The sequence below is a fragment of the Xanthomonas euvesicatoria genome (assembly GCF_013112235.1).
GTDB classification, from domain to species: domain Bacteria; phylum Pseudomonadota; class Gammaproteobacteria; order Xanthomonadales; family Xanthomonadaceae; genus Xanthomonas; species Xanthomonas euvesicatoria.
Genome location: NZ_JABFFS010000001.1, coordinates 4393918 through 4408554, shown reverse-complemented (window position 1 = coordinate 4408554; position 14637 = coordinate 4393918). Strand labels below are relative to the sequence as shown.

Annotated in this window: 16 protein-coding genes; 4 read left to right on the top strand and 12 right to left on the bottom strand. The window is 64.1% G+C overall.

From position 1 onward, the window contains the following. Positions 1 to 143 precede the first annotated feature (143 nt). The 5 genes from HLH45_RS18945 to HLH45_RS18925 form a co-directional block, all read right to left on the bottom strand. Positions 144 to 1388, bottom strand: a complete 1245-nt coding sequence (locus tag HLH45_RS18945; protein ID WP_005913317.1) for a cysteine desulfurase — start codon at positions 1386 to 1388, stop codon at positions 144 to 146. Next, on the bottom strand, positions 1385 to 2647 hold the full coding sequence (gene sufD / locus HLH45_RS18940; protein WP_005913315.1) for a Fe-S cluster assembly protein SufD: 1263 nt from the start codon (positions 2645 to 2647) through the stop codon (positions 1385 to 1387). Before sufD ends, HLH45_RS18945 begins: the two co-directional genes overlap by 4 nt. Then, complete coding sequence (sufC, locus tag HLH45_RS18935) at positions 2647 to 3411, bottom strand: Fe-S cluster assembly ATPase SufC (protein WP_008571840.1); 765 nt, start codon at positions 3409 to 3411, stop codon at positions 2647 to 2649. Before sufC ends, sufD begins: the two co-directional genes overlap by 1 nt. A gap of 155 nt (positions 3412 to 3566) precedes the next feature. Then, positions 3567 to 5024, bottom strand: coding sequence for a Fe-S cluster assembly protein SufB (sufB, locus tag HLH45_RS18930; RefSeq protein WP_008571839.1), 1458 nt, complete (start codon positions 5022 to 5024; stop codon positions 3567 to 3569). Positions 5025 to 5039: 15 nt separating this feature from the next. Next, positions 5040 to 5498, bottom strand: a complete 459-nt coding sequence (locus HLH45_RS18925) for an SUF system Fe-S cluster assembly regulator (protein WP_011348117.1) — start codon at positions 5496 to 5498, stop codon at positions 5040 to 5042. Between the two features lie 172 nt (positions 5499 to 5670). Here HLH45_RS18925 and HLH45_RS18920 point away from each other — a divergent pair, with 172 nt between their 5' ends. Together HLH45_RS18920 and HLH45_RS18915 are read left to right on the top strand one after the other, a co-directional pair. Next, positions 5671 to 6138 carry an SET domain-containing protein gene (locus HLH45_RS18920; RefSeq protein WP_003487757.1) on the top strand — a complete coding sequence of 156 codons (468 nt, stop codon included), beginning with the start codon at positions 5671 to 5673 and terminating at the stop codon, positions 6136 to 6138. Between the two features lie 102 nt (positions 6139 to 6240). After that, positions 6241 to 6783 (top strand): type 1 glutamine amidotransferase domain-containing protein, encoded by a 543-nt coding sequence (locus HLH45_RS18915; protein WP_008571835.1) that lies wholly within the window; start codon positions 6241 to 6243, stop codon positions 6781 to 6783. A gap of 112 nt (positions 6784 to 6895) precedes the next feature. Here HLH45_RS18915 and HLH45_RS18910 read toward each other — a convergent pair whose 3' ends face one another. The 7 genes from HLH45_RS18910 to HLH45_RS18880 form a co-directional block, all read right to left on the bottom strand. Next, positions 6896 to 7492, bottom strand: a complete 597-nt coding sequence (locus HLH45_RS18910) for a DUF1439 domain-containing protein (RefSeq protein WP_008571834.1) — start codon at positions 7490 to 7492, stop codon at positions 6896 to 6898. 55 nt (positions 7493 to 7547) lie between these two features. After that, on the bottom strand, positions 7548 to 8090 hold the full coding sequence (locus HLH45_RS22020; RefSeq protein ID WP_011348113.1) for a hypothetical protein: 543 nt from the start codon (positions 8088 to 8090) through the stop codon (positions 7548 to 7550). A 56-nt stretch (positions 8091 to 8146) separates the two neighbouring features. After that, positions 8147 to 8488 carry a DUF3861 family protein gene (locus HLH45_RS18900; protein ID WP_003489901.1) on the bottom strand — a complete coding sequence of 114 codons (342 nt, stop codon included), beginning with the start codon at positions 8486 to 8488 and terminating at the stop codon, positions 8147 to 8149. 57 nt (positions 8489 to 8545) lie between these two features. Continuing rightward, positions 8546 to 9187 (bottom strand): M23 family metallopeptidase, encoded by a 642-nt coding sequence (locus HLH45_RS18895; protein ID WP_014090668.1) that lies wholly within the window; start codon positions 9185 to 9187, stop codon positions 8546 to 8548. Positions 9188 to 9293: 106 nt separating this feature from the next. Next, positions 9294 to 9719, bottom strand: a complete 426-nt coding sequence (locus tag HLH45_RS18890; protein ID WP_008571830.1) for an HU family DNA-binding protein — start codon at positions 9717 to 9719, stop codon at positions 9294 to 9296. Between the two features lie 559 nt (positions 9720 to 10278). Further along, complete coding sequence (gene proC / locus HLH45_RS18885) at positions 10279 to 11133, bottom strand: pyrroline-5-carboxylate reductase (protein WP_033478563.1); 855 nt, start codon at positions 11131 to 11133, stop codon at positions 10279 to 10281. A 43-nt stretch (positions 11134 to 11176) separates the two neighbouring features. Continuing rightward, positions 11177 to 11869 carry a YggS family pyridoxal phosphate-dependent enzyme gene (locus tag HLH45_RS18880; protein WP_008571828.1) on the bottom strand — a complete coding sequence of 231 codons (693 nt, stop codon included), beginning with the start codon at positions 11867 to 11869 and terminating at the stop codon, positions 11177 to 11179. Positions 11870 to 12287: 418 nt separating this feature from the next. Between HLH45_RS18880 and HLH45_RS18875 the strand changes: the two genes are divergently transcribed. Beyond that, positions 12288 to 13325, top strand: coding sequence for a type IV pilus twitching motility protein PilT (locus tag HLH45_RS18875; protein WP_003489919.1), 1038 nt, complete (start codon positions 12288 to 12290; stop codon positions 13323 to 13325). A 112-nt stretch (positions 13326 to 13437) separates the two neighbouring features. Then, a complete protein-coding gene (locus tag HLH45_RS18870) occupies positions 13438 to 14568 on the top strand; it encodes a PilT/PilU family type 4a pilus ATPase (protein WP_008571827.1) in 1131 nt (376 codons plus the stop codon). The last annotated feature ends 69 nt before the right edge of the window (positions 14569 to 14637 follow it).

Genomic DNA, 14637 nt, shown 5'->3' with positions numbered 1-14637 from the left:
CGGGAATGAGGAATGAGGAATGGGGAAAAGCACGTGCTGCTCGATGAGCCATGTTCCATGCATCGAGCGTTACCGGCGTTACCAGCGTTCGGGAGAACCGCTCTTCCGATTCTCCATTCCCGATTCCCGATTCCCGATTCCCATCAGCCCAACAGTCGACGCACCTTCACCAACGCGGCGACAAAGCGCTCGATTTCGTCGTGCGTGTTGTAGAACGCCAGCGACGCGCGGCAGGTGGCGGCGACACCGTAGTACTGCAGCAGCGGATGCGCGCAGTGTTGGCCCGAGCGCACCGCGACGCCTTCCAGGTCGAGCAGGGTGGCCAGGTCGTGCGAGTGCGCACCTTCGATCAGGAACGACACCACCGCGGCCTTGTCGGGCGTGGTGCCGAAGATGCGCAGGCCATCGATGCGTTGCAGCTCTTCAGTGAAATGGGCGAGCAGTTCGGCTTCGCGTGCTTCCACGTGCGCCAGCCCGAGCGACTCCAGGTAATCCACCGCTGCACCCAGGCCGACGAAACCGGCGATGTTGGGCGTGCCGGCTTCGAACTTGTGCGGCGCATCGTTGAAGACCGTGTTTTCGAAGCTGACTTCCTTGATCATCTCGCCGCCGCCCAGAAATGGCGGCATCGCCTGCAGATGCTCGCGACGAGCCCACAGTGCGCCGGTGCCGGTAGGGCCGCACATCTTGTGCCCGGTGATGGCGTAGAAATCGCAGCCGATGCTGGCCACGTCGATGCGTCGATGCGGTGCCGCCTGCGAGCCGTCCACCATGGTGACGATGCCGCGCTTGCGCGCTTCGCGGCAGATCTCGCGTACCGGGTTGACCGTGCCGAGCACGTTGGACACGTGGGTGATTGCCAGCAGCTTGACGTCCGGGGTCATCGCCTTGCGCAAGGCATCCAGATCCAGCGCGCCATCGGGCGTGATTTCGGCCACGCGAATGGTGGCGCCGGTGCGCTGGGCCACCAACTGCCACGGCACGATGTTGGCATGGTGTTCCATGCGCGAAATCAGGATCACATCGCCGGCGCCCAGCCGCGGCAATGCCCACGAATACGCCACCAGATTGATTGCAAAGGTGGTGCCGCTGCACAGCACCAGCTCATCGGCGCGGACGTTGAGAAAGCGCGCCAGCTTGCTGCGCGCGCCCTCGAACGCGTCCGTCGCCTCGCTGCCGAGCGCATGCACGGCACGGCTCACGTTGGCATTCTGGCGCCGGTAGAACTCGTCGGTGGCGGCAATCACCTGCAGCGGCTTCTGGCCGGTGTTGGCGTTGTCGAAATAGATCAGCGGCTTGCCATGCACCTGCCGCATCAGCAGCGGGAAATCCAGGCGCACACGGTCCCAATCGGGCGCTGCGCTGGGCGGAATGGCCGGCATGTTCATGCCACGCCTGCCGAATTCAATGCACGGTCCAATTGCAGTGCCAGCACGGCACTCAGGGCGGCTGGCAGCACGCGCAAGGGCTCATGACAGAACGCGGCGCTCAGCAGGCGCTGCGCTTCTTCCTGCGGCAAGCCGCGCGAGCGCAAGTAGAACAAGGCGTTGTCGTCGAGCTGGCCCACCGTGGCACCATGCGCGGCCTGTACCTCGTCGGCATCGATCACCAGCACCGGCTGGGTGTCGATTTCGGCGTTGGACGACAGCAGCAGATTCTTGTTGGACAACCGTGCATCGGTGCCGTCGGCACCTGCGCGGATGCGGATGCCCCCATGGAATACCACGCGGCTGCGGTCCGCGCCCACACCGCGCCACACCAGCTCGCAGGCGGTGTCGCGCGCGATGTGCTCGATGCCCAGGCGCGTGTCCACATGCCGGCGGCCGTTGCCGAGCAGCACGCCATTGGCGGTGAGCTGGGCGTTGTTGCCTTCCAGCCGCACGTTGAGCTCGTGCCGCGACAGCCCGGCACCCAACTCCAGGTCCACACGCTGGTAGCGGGCGTCGCGTGCCAGCACCGCCTCGGTGCGCAGCAGCGACGTCGCATGTGCGCTGCCGGCTTGCACGCGCGCGTGCGACAGTGCTGCACCCTGGGCCAGATGCACATGCATCACGCTGTTGGCCAGATGCGCGGCATCGCCCACGTGCAGATGATGCTCGACCACCTGCAATGCGGCGCCGGCACGCAATTCGATCAGATGGCGGTGATGCCAAGACAGATCCTGCTCGCCGGCCACGCCGACGAACACCAGATGCAGCGGCAGCTCGATCTGCGCGCCGGCTTGCACGCGCACCAGCACGCCTTCGTCGGCAAGCGCAGCATTCAGACGCGCAAAGACTTCATCGCTGCCGTCGAAGCGGCGGCCCAGCAACTGCTGCGCCTCGTCGCTTGCAGCCAACGATGCAGACAGGGTGTCCAACTGCACGCCTTCCGGCAACGTGGACAGATCGCTGAGCGCCTCGGATGGGCGGCCATTGACGAAGACCAGGCGTGGCGACGGAATGTCGTCCAGCGCGGCGGCATCCACCAGCGTGGGCACCAGCGGGGCAGGCTGAAAGCTGCGCCGTTCCAGCTGCCGCAACGAGGTGTATTTCCAGGCCTCGGCACGCGGGCCGGGCAGGCCGGTCTGCAGGGCGGCATCGAGCTCGGCGCGGCGTGCGTCACTGCCGCAGAAACCGCGCGCCAGGGAATCGAGCAGGGCGCTCATCAGGCGGCAACCTCAGGCACGACGCGGTCCTTCAGGAAGTGGTAGCCGTGCTTTTCCAGCTCCAGCGCCAGTTCCGGGCCACCGCTCTGCACGATGCGGCCCTCGGCCAGCACATGCACCACGTCCGGCTTGATGTAGTCGAGCAGGCGCTGATAGTGGGTGATGACCAGGAACGAACGCTCGGGCGAACGCAGCGCGTTGACGCCGTCGGCCACGCTCTTGAGCGCATCGATATCCAGGCCCGAATCGGTCTCGTCCAGGATGGCGAGCTTGGGCTCGAGCACTGCCAGCTGGAAGATCTCGTTGCGCTTCTTTTCGCCGCCGGAGAACCCTTCATTGACACCGCGATGCAGCAGCTCGTCCTTCAGATGCAGCACGGCCAGCTTCTGCCGCACCAGCTTGAGGAACTGCATCGAATCCAGCTCGTCTTCGCCGCGCGCCTTGCGCTGCGCATTGAGCGCGGCGCGCAGGAAATAGGTGTTGTTGACGCCGGGAATTTCCACCGGGTACTGGAAGGCCAGGAACAGGCCGGCGGCGGCGCGCTCTTCCGGCGGAAGGTCGAGAAGATCCTTGCCGTCGAACTGCACGCTGCCTGCGCCGACCTCATAGCCATCGCGACCGGCCAGCACATTGCCCAGCGTGGATTTACCCGCGCCATTGGGACCCATGATGGCGTGCACCTGGCCGGGCTGGATGTCCAGCGACAGGCCTTTGAGGATGTCTTTGCCGGCGATGCTGGCGTGGAGGTTTTGAATGTTGAGCATGGTCTTATCCAGTGATTGAGCCCCTCTCCCGCCGGGAGAGGGGTTGGGGTGAGGGTTGGTGCGAAGCATCGTGCTGTTTGAGTGCACTTGGCTTCGCTCGTACCCTCATCCGGCGCTGCGCGCCATCTTCTCCCGAGGGGAGAAGGAAAGATGTGTCAGCCGACGCTGCCTTCCAACGAGACTTCCAGCAGCTTCTTGGCTTCCACTGCGAACTCCATCGGCAGCTCGCGGAACACCTGCTTGCAGAAGCCGTCGACGATCAACGACACCGCATCTTCCTGGCTGATGCCACGCGCGCGGCAATAGAAGAGTTGGTCGTCGCTGATCTTGGAGGTGGTGGCCTCGTGTTCGACGGTGGCACCCGGGTTCTTCACCTCGATATAGGGAAAGGTGTGGGCGCCGCACTGCTTGCCGATCAACAGCGAATCGCACTGCGTGTAGTTGCGTGCGCCATCGGCATTGCGGTCCACCTTGACTTGGCCGCGATAGGTATTTTGGCCGCGGCCGGCACTGATGCCCTTGCTGACGATCTTGCTTTTGGTGCGCTTGCCGATGTGGATCATCTTGGTGCCGGTGTCGGCCTGCTGACGGTGGTGGGTCAGCGCGACCGAATGGAATTCGCCCACCGAATCGTCGCCAATCAGCACGCACGACGGATACTTCCAGGTGATCGCCGAGCCCGTTTCGACCTGGGTCCAGGTCACCTTGCTGCGCGCGCCACGGCATTCGGCGCGCTTGGTGACGAAGTTGTAGATGCCGCCCCGGCCCTCCTCGTCGCCCGGGTACCAGTTCTGCACGGTGGAATACTTGATTTCTGCATCTTCCAGCGTCACCAGCTCGACGACCGCCGCATGCAGCTGGTTCTCGTCGCGCATGGGCGCCGTGCAGCCTTCCAGATACGAGACGTAGGCCTTGTCTTCGCACACGATCAAGGTGCGCTCGAACTGGCCGGTATGGCCGGCATTGATGCGGAAGTAGGTGCTCAATTCCATCGGGCAACGCACACCCGCAGGGATGAACACGAAACTGCCGTCGGAGAATACGGCCGAGTTGAGCGCGGCGAAGTAGTTATCGCCCACCGGCACCACGCTGCCAAGATACTGCCTGACGATCTCCGGGTGTTCCTTGATGGCCTCGGACATCGAACAGAAGATCACGCCTTTTTCGGCCAGCTCCTTGCGGAAGGTGGTGCCGACCGAGACCGAATCGAACACCGCATCGACTGCGACGCCGGCCAGCTTGGCGCGCTCGTGCAGCGGCACGCCCAGCTTGTCGTAGGTGTCCAGCAATTCCTTGGGCACCTCGTCCAGCGAGGCGTACTTCGGGCCCTTGGGTGCGGAGTAATAGCTCAACGCCTGGAAATCGATCGGCGAGATCTGCAGTTTCGCCCACTCCGGCATCGGCATCTTCAGCCAATGGCGATAGGCCTCAAGACGCCAGTCGGTCATCCATTGCGGCTCGTCTTTCTTGGCCGACAACGCACGGATGACGTCTTCGTCCAGGCCGGGCGGCAATGAGTCCGATTCGATTTCGGTGATGAAGCCGGCGTCGTAACGTCGACCCAGCCGTTCGAGGATCTGCGCATTCTGCGGAGGAGCAAGTTCGGTGGCCATTGGGCTGCCTACAGGTCAGGTGGTCGCGACGCGTGCGGCGATCGAACGCCGACGGCTGTCGCCAGGGAGAGAGAGGGGCTGCAACATCTGCGCGAGCGTGACGCGGCGCAAGGCATCGCCGACCACGTCGTTGATCAGGCGCCAGTTCGACCGCACGCCGCAGCGCTGCGCGATACCGCACTGGCTGTGGTCCTGGCTGCATTCGGTGATCGCCAACGGACCTTCCATCGCTTCGACGATCTCCACCAGGGTGATGTCGCTGGCGGCGCGCGCAAGCCGGTAGCCGCCGTGCACGCCGCGCAAGCCTTCGACCAGGCCTGCCTGCGACAACGGCTTGAGAATCTTGCTGACAGTCGGTGCTTCCAGACCGGCCTGTTCGGCCAATTCGCTTGCGCTGAGCACCTGATCGCAGCGTGCCGCCAGGACGGTCAGCACCACGGTGGCGTAATCGGTGAGTTTGGTGACGCGCAACATGGTGAAGGCGGAATCCGAAAGCGGACCGAAATTGTACTCTTTCCGGCAGGGCAGGGCCAACGGCGCGGTTCAGCCGCCGGCAAGTGTGGCCCGTTGCGGCGCACGCTGCGCTTGTGCTTGGCGCAGTGGCGCGCTGCAGTCACAATGAGCGGCCCCATCACTGGACCCTTACATGTCGCGCAAAGTTGCCGCCCGCAAGTCTCGTATCCACGGCAATGGCATGTTCGCCCTCGCCCCGCTCCGCAAGGGCGAGCGCATCATTCAATACAAGGGGCGGCTGCGCACGCATGCCGAAGTGGATGCCGACGACACCGGCGACGTGGAAAGCGGGCATACCTTTTTGTTCACGCTCAGCGACGACTACGTGCTGGATGCCAACTACGAAGGCAATGTCGCGCGCTGGATCAACCACAGCTGCGATCCCAATTGCGAGGCGGTGATCGAAGAAGCCGAGGGCGACGACCGCCGCAAGGACAAGATCTTCATCGAGGCCAAGCGCGACATCAAACCCGGCGAAGAGCTCACCTATAACTACGGCATCACCCTTGCCGAGCGTCATACGCCACGCCTGAAGAAAATTTGGGAATGCCGGTGCGGCTCGAAGAATTGCACCGGAACGATGCTGCAACCCAAGCGCTGAGCACGCAGCCATGTGGCGCGTACTGACGCCGCGCACACATCGGTTCACGGATGCGCAACGGCGTGATTCCTAGGGTCTGGGCTTCTTTTCAAGGAGCCTCCCATGTCTTATTCGCTCTCTGGCAAAACCGTCGCCGTGCTGGCCACCGATGGCTTCGAGCAATCCGAACTGACCGAACCCAAGCGCCTGCTGGAAGGCTGGGGTGCCAAGGTCGAGGTGATCGCGCCCGGCGACGGCGCGCAAATTCGCGGCTGGAATCACACAGAGTGGGGCGATTCGGTAACGGTCGATCGGCAGCTAGATCAGGCAACGGCGGAATCCTACGACGCACTGGTGTTGCCTGGCGGTGTGCTCAATCCCGACACACTGCGCACCGATGAGCAGGCAATCGCGTTCATTCGCGCGTTTTCGAACGCACAAAAACCGGTGGCGGCGATCTGTCACGGGCCGTGGTTGCTGCTCGAAAGCGACTTGGTCCGCGACCGCAAGGTCACTTCATGGCCATCGGTCAAGACGGACCTGATCAATGCCGGTGCGCGCTGGCAGGATGCCGAAGTGGTGGTCGACGGCCAACTGATTACCAGCCGCAAGCCGGACGACATTCCTGCATTCGCCGCAGCCGTGGCCAAGGCCTTGGCTGCATAGGTTCTTCACTGGCCAGTGTCAGCTCGAAACACCAAGGCCCGGCGCAGATGCGTCGGGCCTTGATGTGTAGCCTTGCGTGGATTGTCGCCATCCACGCCAATACCACGCGGACCTACTTCCCGGACAGCGCTGCCGCGGGCACCAGTTGCTCGATGTTCTGGTTGAAGTTGACCGCAACCCGCCCGTTCTGGATGCCGACCGATTCCACCTGCACCGCACCCATCACGGATGCAATGGCCGGGTCGATCCGATAGATCGGCTCCTTGCGCGCATAGTCGGCCAGCCAGGTATTGAGCAGCTGCCGCGTGCTGTGGTCGAGCTTTGCGCCTGCATGGGCGGGGCGGAAGTCGTCGATGCTGGGTTGATCCAGATAAAAGCCCTGTTTGGCCACGTCGTAGCGCAGTGCGCTGGTCAAGGTCACATTGCCGACCGGTGCAGGAGCGCCGCCTGCGGTCGCCACGGCAAGATCGAAGGCCATCTTGAGCCGATCGCCTGGCGGCAACGATAGCGCCGGGTTGCTGACCGTCATCGCGATCAGCCCGCCCAGCGTGTCATGTGTCTGCGGGAAGCGACCACCCAGATAGTGCTGCAGGTCGCTGGCCTGCACGCTGATTTGTTTTCCCTGGATCTGCGGCGCAGCCCAGGCGCTGGTGATGGGCATTGCCAAGGCGAGGGCGAGCATGGAACCGGCAAGCGAACGCAGTTTCATCGGGTGACTCCGGCAACAGGTGACATCACCTTAGTCGGCGCCGGTGAACCACGGGTTAGCGCAACACCGGCTGCAGCGTGGCCGAATAGATTTCCCAGCCATCGCTGCCGGCCCGGGGTTGCAGCCGGTATGCCCCGACCAGGCGTTGCGTGCCGGTGGTGGTGCGTACCGTCAACTGCACCGGTACTTCGATACGCTGTGGCGGCTGCGCCTGATCCAGTGCAAAGGGCGGATCGTTGTTGATGCGCATCGACTGGATATTGGGGATGGCACGCAAGGCCGCATCGTCCGGTACCGGGGGAGGGCGACCGCCGGTCCATAAGGCATCGGCCTGCGCGCGCGCAGCTCCCGGCAACGCGCCGAGGTAGCGTTGAACGGTGGCGCTTGCTTGGGCGTAGTTGGCCAACGCAATGGCATCGGTGGGATCAGCCGCAGGGGCAGGTGATGCGGTCGCGGTGCCGGTAGCGGCGTTATCGAGCGGACGCGATGCGCTCGCAGCGTGCGTCGCCGAGGCGACGTTTGCCTGCGGATCGCCAGTGCGATGACAGCTGCAACCGGAAAGTGCGGCTGCGACAACGAGCATTCCCATCCAGCGCATGGCGCGTCCCCATCCCCGAGGTGCGCAGTGTAGCGGGTACGTGCGGCGATGCGTCTTCAGGCGCCGGTGGCGGGGTGCACGCGCTGCAGGCGTTCCAGCAGCAGCTGCAGTTTGGGACGCAATGCGTCCAGCGCATCGCTGGGCTGGGCGCGTGGGCGGGCCGCCAGGTCTTCCAGCAACTGCGAGCCTACGGTCAGTGCCGCGCATTCGTCGCTGCTCAGGTCGCGGCGCAGGTGCAGTTCTTCGAGCAGCCGCATCCAGTCGGCGCGCGAGCGTTGTTCGAATTCGATGGTGCAGCGGTCGTCACAAGGGCGGCCGTCGTTTTCGATCGGCGTGACCGTGATGCGATAGCGTTTGCGGGACATATGGGTCGCGTCGTTCTGGGCTGTGCTCACCATAGGCGTAGGACGCAACCGTCTCGATAGGGTGGCCCATGACGCAGTGTTCCAACGTGCTCAGTTTGCTGGCCGAGCGGCAGGTTTGCGCAGGAGTGGCAGCGGATCGTACGCACCGTTGCGTCCATAGACACCATAGTGCAGGTGTGGCGGCGTGCCGCGCGCATTGCCGGTGCTGCCGACCTTGCCGAGCAGGGTGCCGGGCTCGACCACATCGCCTACTGCGAGGCCGGCAGCCCAATCGTCAAGATGCGCGTAGTAATGCCGTTCCATCGCTGGACCCAGCAGCCAGACCTGTTTTCCGCCCAGGCCCTGGTCGCGGATGGCGCTGACCACGCCGCGCGTTGCCGCCACCACCGGTGTACCGCGTGGCGCGAAGATATCCACGCCCGCATGCGTACGGTCGCGGCCACGCGGTGCACCAAAGGTGTCGGCAATCTGTCGCGCACGCACGCCTTCCACCGGCACATGCAACTGCGCAGGCGGCGGCATTTGCGACAGCTCCCAGCTGGTACGGAGCTGATGGGCGATCGGCAGCTGCCAGGCCCAGCGCGCGGCCACCGCCAGCACGCACAACAGCGCAATGGAGACAACAATGCTGCGCAGGCGACGTGCCGGGCTACGGGTGGCAACTCGGCGTGGCGACGATGGCGGGGTGTTCGACGGACCGGTCACAGGCACCTGCAGATGGCGAACCAGCATGCAGGGTAGGGCAGTGCCGATGAGCGGTATGTGCTGCTCTCTGCGGAGCGAGCGCAAAAAAAAGACGGCCCGCAGGCCGTCTTCGTGATACAGGATGCGTGCTCGATTAGAGCGCCGCGTCCTTCAACTTCTTCAGTGGACGTGACTTGAGCTTGGTGGTCGCAGGCTTGGCGGCGAACATCTGCTCTTCCTTGGTGAACGGGTTGATGCCCTTGCGCTTCGGCTTGGCCGGCACGTGCACGGTGGTCAGCTTGAGCATGCCCGGGATGGTGAAGCTGCCGACGCCCTTCTTGCTCAGCGAGGCGTGTGCGGTGGCTTCCAGCGAAGCCAGCACGGCGCGGACGTCCTTCGGGGCCAACTGGGTGCTTTCGGCAATGTGCGCGACCAGGCCGGTCTTGCTCAGTGCTTCCTTGATCGGCTTGGGCGCAGCGGACTTGGCAGCAGCGGCCTTGGCCGGCTTTGCGGTCTTGGTCGCGGCGACCTTTTTCACTGCCTTCTTGGGGGCAGCCTTCTTAGCGGCGGTTTTTGCCATGAGTGATGTGTTCCGTATTCGTTGGTGGTGTTGGGTCTGCCGACCCAGTCGGCAACGCGAAATGTAGGGCAACTGCTGCGCGCCGCCAATAGGCAAACGATGAAACAGCACGAAAAAAGCATCTTTCGACGGGGATTCGTTCACCAGCGGCAGAAAAAGCGCACAAAACGCATCGGCTTGCCCGTGCCATGCGCGCGTTGGCTGCATGTCTGACGCACAGCAGCAGATCGTTTGCGCGAGCAAACGCCGCAACACGCATCCGGGGCGACGATGCAACGAGCCGATAAGGCCAGCCTTTTGGGGGATGCATGTAACGGGGCCACGCGCCGACAAGATGGCTGCCATCGATTGCAAACGTGAACGCACGTTCCATGTGCGGCAAATGGAGCGGTTATTGGGCGCTATGCAGCCTTCGGCCTTGTATTGCCCTGCATCCACCTTCCGGTGATCAGGCGCTGGCGCGGCGGTTTGCGCAGATGTTCGAATCGTTTTCGGCGTGCCATGCGCGCCACGCGAAGGCACCGCGCGATACGCGACATGCAGACCCGCCGCGTTTCAATCAGTCATTGGCCGCGGACAGGCTGCGGCCGCGTTCGGTCGCTGCGGCAATGGCCTGGGCGGTGAGGGCTTCAAAGCCGCCGGCCTGGAACGTCTCGATGGCGGCGTGGGTCGTGCCGTTGGGCGAGGTCACGCGGCGACGCAGGACCTCCGGTGGTTCGCCCGATTCGGTGAGCATGCGTGCGGCACCGAGCAGCGTTTGCAGCACCAAGGTGCGCGCGGTTGCGGCGGGCAGGCCCTGCGCTTGCGCGGCAGCTTCCATCGCTTCTGCCAAGAGAAACACATAGGCCGGTCCGCTGCCGGAGACCGCGGTCACCGCATCCATCTGCACTTCGTCGTCGATCCAGACGGTAACGCCGGCGCTGTCCAGCAGTTGGGTCGCCTGTTGGCGTTGCGCCGCCGACACGCGCGCGTTGGCGTACAGCCCGGTGACACCGGCGCCGAGCAGGGCGGGTGTGTTGGGCATGGCACGAACCACCGCGATATCGCCGCCCGACCAGCGCTGCAGCTGCGTGGCGGTGATGCCGGCAGCGATGGAAACCAGCAGCGGTTGTTGTGCCTGCGCCAGATCTGCCAGTTGCGCGCACACCATTGGCAAGACCTGCGGCTTGACCGCCAAGACCCAGGTCGTGGCCGCATCGACAGCGGCGCGCGCATCCTCGACCACCTGCACGCCGAAGTCGCGCGCCAAGGCGTCGCGCAGCTCGGCCACCGGCTCGGCCACGCGGATGCTGGCAGCCGGCGTGCCCTGCCGGATCAGCCCGGCAATCAGGCTGCGCGCCATGTTGCCGCCGCCGACGAAAGCGATGGACGTGGCAGCGGAAGACGAGGGCGATGACGAGGCAGGTGTGTTCATTGCGGCACCTTCATAAGACGAATCGATGTGGGAGGCGAGGCGATCAGGCAGAGGCGGCCGGCGCCTGATCGCGCGCACCGAACAACGCCGTGCCCACCCGCACCATGGTGGCGCCGGCCGCGATCGCTTCGGCGAAATCCGAGCTCATGCCCATCGACAAGGTGTCCACCTGCCGATGACGGGCTTGCAGCTGCTCGAACAGCGCCTGCATGCGCATGAACGCGGCCTGGCGTCGTGCCTGATCCGGAAACGGGGCAGGGATGGCCATCAGTCCGCGTAGCTGCAAACGCGGTTGCAGGGCGATCGCTTCGGCCAGGCTGTCGATCGCTTCGGGTGCGCATCCATGCTTGCTGTCCTCGTCGTCGATGTTGACCTGGATCAACACATTCAACGGCGCGCGGTCGGCAGGGCGATGGCGTGCCAGCAGCGGAATCAATTTGGCGCGGTCCACCGTCTGCACCCAATCGAAGCACTGGCTCGCCAGTTCGGCCTTGTTGGATTGCAGGTGGCCGATCAGATGCCATTCCAAACCCAACGCACGCAACTGGGCAATCTTGGCATCGGCTTCCTGCACGTAATTTTCGCCGAAGGCGCGCTGGCCCTGCGCGGCCAGGGCGGCGACGGCGTCGGCCGGCTTGGTCTTGGAGACCGCCAGCAGCCGCACGTCGGCACGCGCGTGTGCGGCCGCCGCGGCGTGGATGGCATCGAGAATCTGCTGCAGCGACGAAGCCGGCACGTGGCATTCCGAAGAAGGGCGGGAACGCTATAGTGCCGGCCGCAGACGCTTCCATCCAGTTGGGGGCTGCCGGGCGCCTGTATCGGCGCGCCGGCGCTGCGTGTATTTAGAGGAGTGTCTGGAAGCAAGGTGGGAGACCTTCCCCAGATCCGATCAAGGCCCGGCGCGATACGCACTGACGGCAGCGCGGCCGGCTACGCTCGGGCCAGCGCTGCGCTCGCCAGCGAGTCCTTGAAGCCACCGAGCAGCAGCCGTTCGGCCTTGGACGGTTCCGCACCCGGGCGCAAGGCAACGGTTTCAGCCAGGCGCGTTGCGGCCGACCTGAACCGGCGACAGGGCTGCTTCCCGCCGGCAGCCAGAACGCTATACTGCCGGCCGGGGAGTACCTTCCAATCGCAGCCTAGGGGAAAAGCAGCGCATGGATATCGCTGAACTATTGGCGTTTTCTGTCAAGAACAAGGCATCGGACCTGCACCTGTCTGCAGGGCTGCCGCCGATGATCCGTGTCGATGGCGATGTCCGTCGCATCAATATTCCGGCGTTGGACCACAAGCAGGTGCACGCGCTGGTGTACGACATCATGTCGGACAAGCAGCGGCGCGATTACGAGGAATTTCTCGAGGTCGACTTTTCGTTCGAAATTCCGTCGCTGGCGCGTTTCCGCGTCAATGCGTTCAACCAGAACCGCGGCGCCGGTGCGGTGTTCCGTACCATTCCGTCCGAAGTGCTGACGCTGGAAGACCTGGGCTGCCCGCCGATCTTCCGCCAGCTGATCGACCAGCCGCAGGGCCTGATCCTGGTCACCGGCCCGACCGGCTCGGGCAAGTCGACCACGCTGGCAGGCATGATCGACTACATCAACAAGAATGAGTACGGGCACATCCTCACCGTCGAGGACCCGATCGAATTCGTGCACACCTCGCAGAAGTGCCTGATTAACCAGCGCGAAGTGCACCGCGATACCCACGGTTTCAACGAGGCGCTGCGCTCGGCACTGCGCGAAGACCCGGACATCATCCTGGTCGGCGAATTGCGCGACCTGGAAACCATTCGCCTGGCGCTCACCGCCGCGGAAACCGGCCACCTGGTGTTCGGCACCTTGCACACCAGCTCGGCGGCCAAGACCATCGACCGCATCATCGACGTGTTCCCGGCCGGCGAAAAGCCGATGGTGCGCTCGATGCTGTCCGAATCGCTGCGCGCAGTGATTTCGCAGGCACTGCTGAAGAAGGTCGGCGGCGGCCGCACGGCGGCGTGGGAAATCATGGTCGGCACCCCGGCCATCCGCAACCTGATCCGCGAGGACAAGGTGGCGCAGATGTATTCCTCGATCCAGACCGGCCAGCAATACGGCATGCAGACGCTGGACCAGCATCTGCAGGACCTGGTCAAGCGCAGCCTGATCACGCGCAACCAGGCGCGCGAGTACGCCAAGGACAAGCGGATATTCGAGTAGCCGGGATTCGGGATTCGGGATTGGGGATTCGCAACTGCGATTTCCCGTGCCGGACCCGCTCTTGCCAATCCCGAATCTCCACTCCCGAATCCCTGCTCCAGAGGAGCACGCCATGAGCACCATCGACTTCACCTCCTTCCTCAAGCTGATGGCGCATCAGAAGGCCTCGGACCTGTTCATCACCTCGGGCATGCCGCCGGCGATCAAGGTGCACGGCAAGATCAGCCCGATTACCCAGACCCCGCTGACTGCGCAGCAGAGCCGCGACCTGGTGTTGAACGTGATGACGCCGTCGCAGCGCGAGGAATTCGAAAAGACCCACGAGTGCAATTTCGCCATCGGCGTATCCGGGGTCGGGCGTTTCCGTGTGAGCTGCTTCTATCAGCGTAATCAGGTGGGCATGGTGCTGCGCCGGATCGAAACGCGCATCCCCACCGTGGACGAGCTGAGCTTGCCGCCGGTGATCAAGACGCTGTCGATGACCAAGCGCGGCATCATCATCTTTGTCGGCGCCACCGGAACCGGTAAATCGACTTCGCTGGCGGCGATGATCGGCTACCGCAACCAGAATTCCACCGGGCACATCATCACCATCGAAGACCCGATCGAATTCGTGCACAAGCACGAGGGCTGCATCATCACCCAGCGCGAGGTCGGCATCGACACCGACAGCTGGGAAAATGCGCTGAAGAACACCCTGCGCCAGGCGCCGGACGTGATCATGATCGGCGAGGTGCGCACCCGCGAAGGCATGGACCATGCGATCGCCTTCGCCGAAACCGGCCACCTGGTGCTGTGCACGCTGCACGCCAACAACGCCAACCAGGCGATGGACCGCATCATCAACTTCTTCCCAGAGGATCGGCGCAACCAGCTATTGATGGACCTGTCGCTCAACCTCAAGGGCGTGGTCGCGCAGCAGCTGATTCCGACCCCGGACGGCCGCGGCCGACGCGTGGCGATGGAAATCATGCTGGGCACGCCGCTGGTGCAGGACTACATCCGCGATGGCGAGATCCACAAGCTCAAGGAGATCATGAAGGAGTCCACCAACCTGGGCATGCGCACCTTCGACCAGAGCCTGTTCGAGCTCTACCAGGCCGGCGAAATCAGTTACGAAGATGCGCTGCGCTACGCCGACTCGCAGAACGAAGTACGCCTGCGCATCAAGCTCTCGCAGGGTGGCGATGCCAAGACCTTGTCGCAGGGCCTGGACGGTGTGGAAATTTCCGAAGTGCGCTGAGTGCAGCACGCTTCGGTGCCCGCGTGCACGGGTGCCAGTGTCGACGGATAACAAACGCGGATACCTGCC

Bases quoted from the DNA above. Each gene is read 5' to 3' on its own strand.
- HLH45_RS18890 (WP_008571830.1), bottom strand. From the start codon at position 9,719: ATGGCAAAAACCGCCGCTAAGAAGGCTGCCCCCAAGAAGGCAGTGAAA.
- HLH45_RS22020 (WP_011348113.1), bottom strand. From the start codon at position 8,090: ATGCGCTGGATGGGAATGCTCGTTGTCGCAGCCGCACTTTCCGGTTGC.
- HLH45_RS18915 (WP_008571835.1), top strand. From the start codon at position 6,241: ATGTCTTATTCGCTCTCTGGCAAAACCGTCGCCGTGCTGGCCACCGAT.
- HLH45_RS18910 (WP_008571834.1), bottom strand. From the start codon at position 7,492: ATGAAACTGCGTTCGCTTGCCGGTTCCATGCTCGCCCTCGCCTTGGCA.
- HLH45_RS18870 (WP_008571827.1), top strand. From the start codon at position 13,438: ATGAGCACCATCGACTTCACCTCCTTCCTCAAGCTGATGGCGCATCAG.
- HLH45_RS18920 (WP_003487757.1), top strand. From the start codon at position 5,671: ATGTCGCGCAAAGTTGCCGCCCGCAAGTCTCGTATCCACGGCAATGGC.
- HLH45_RS18895 (WP_014090668.1), bottom strand. From the start codon at position 9,187: ATGCTGGTTCGCCATCTGCAGGTGCCTGTGACCGGTCCGTCGAACACC.
- HLH45_RS18900 (WP_003489901.1), bottom strand. From the start codon at position 8,488: ATGGTGAGCACAGCCCAGAACGACGCGACCCATATGTCCCGCAAACGC.
- HLH45_RS18925 (WP_011348117.1), bottom strand. From the start codon at position 5,498: ATGTTGCGCGTCACCAAACTCACCGATTACGCCACCGTGGTGCTGACC.
- proC (WP_033478563.1), bottom strand. From the start codon at position 11,133: ATGAACACACCTGCCTCGTCATCGCCCTCGTCTTCCGCTGCCACGTCC.
- sufB (WP_008571839.1), bottom strand. From the start codon at position 5,024: ATGGCCACCGAACTTGCTCCTCCGCAGAATGCGCAGATCCTCGAACGG.
- HLH45_RS18945 (WP_005913317.1), bottom strand. From the start codon at position 1,388: ATGAACATGCCGGCCATTCCGCCCAGCGCAGCGCCCGATTGGGACCGT.
- sufC (WP_008571840.1), bottom strand. From the start codon at position 3,411: ATGCTCAACATTCAAAACCTCCACGCCAGCATCGCCGGCAAAGACATC.
- HLH45_RS18875 (WP_003489919.1), top strand. From the start codon at position 12,288: ATGGATATCGCTGAACTATTGGCGTTTTCTGTCAAGAACAAGGCATCG.
- sufD (WP_005913315.1), bottom strand. From the start codon at position 2,647: ATGAGCGCCCTGCTCGATTCCCTGGCGCGCGGTTTCTGCGGCAGTGAC.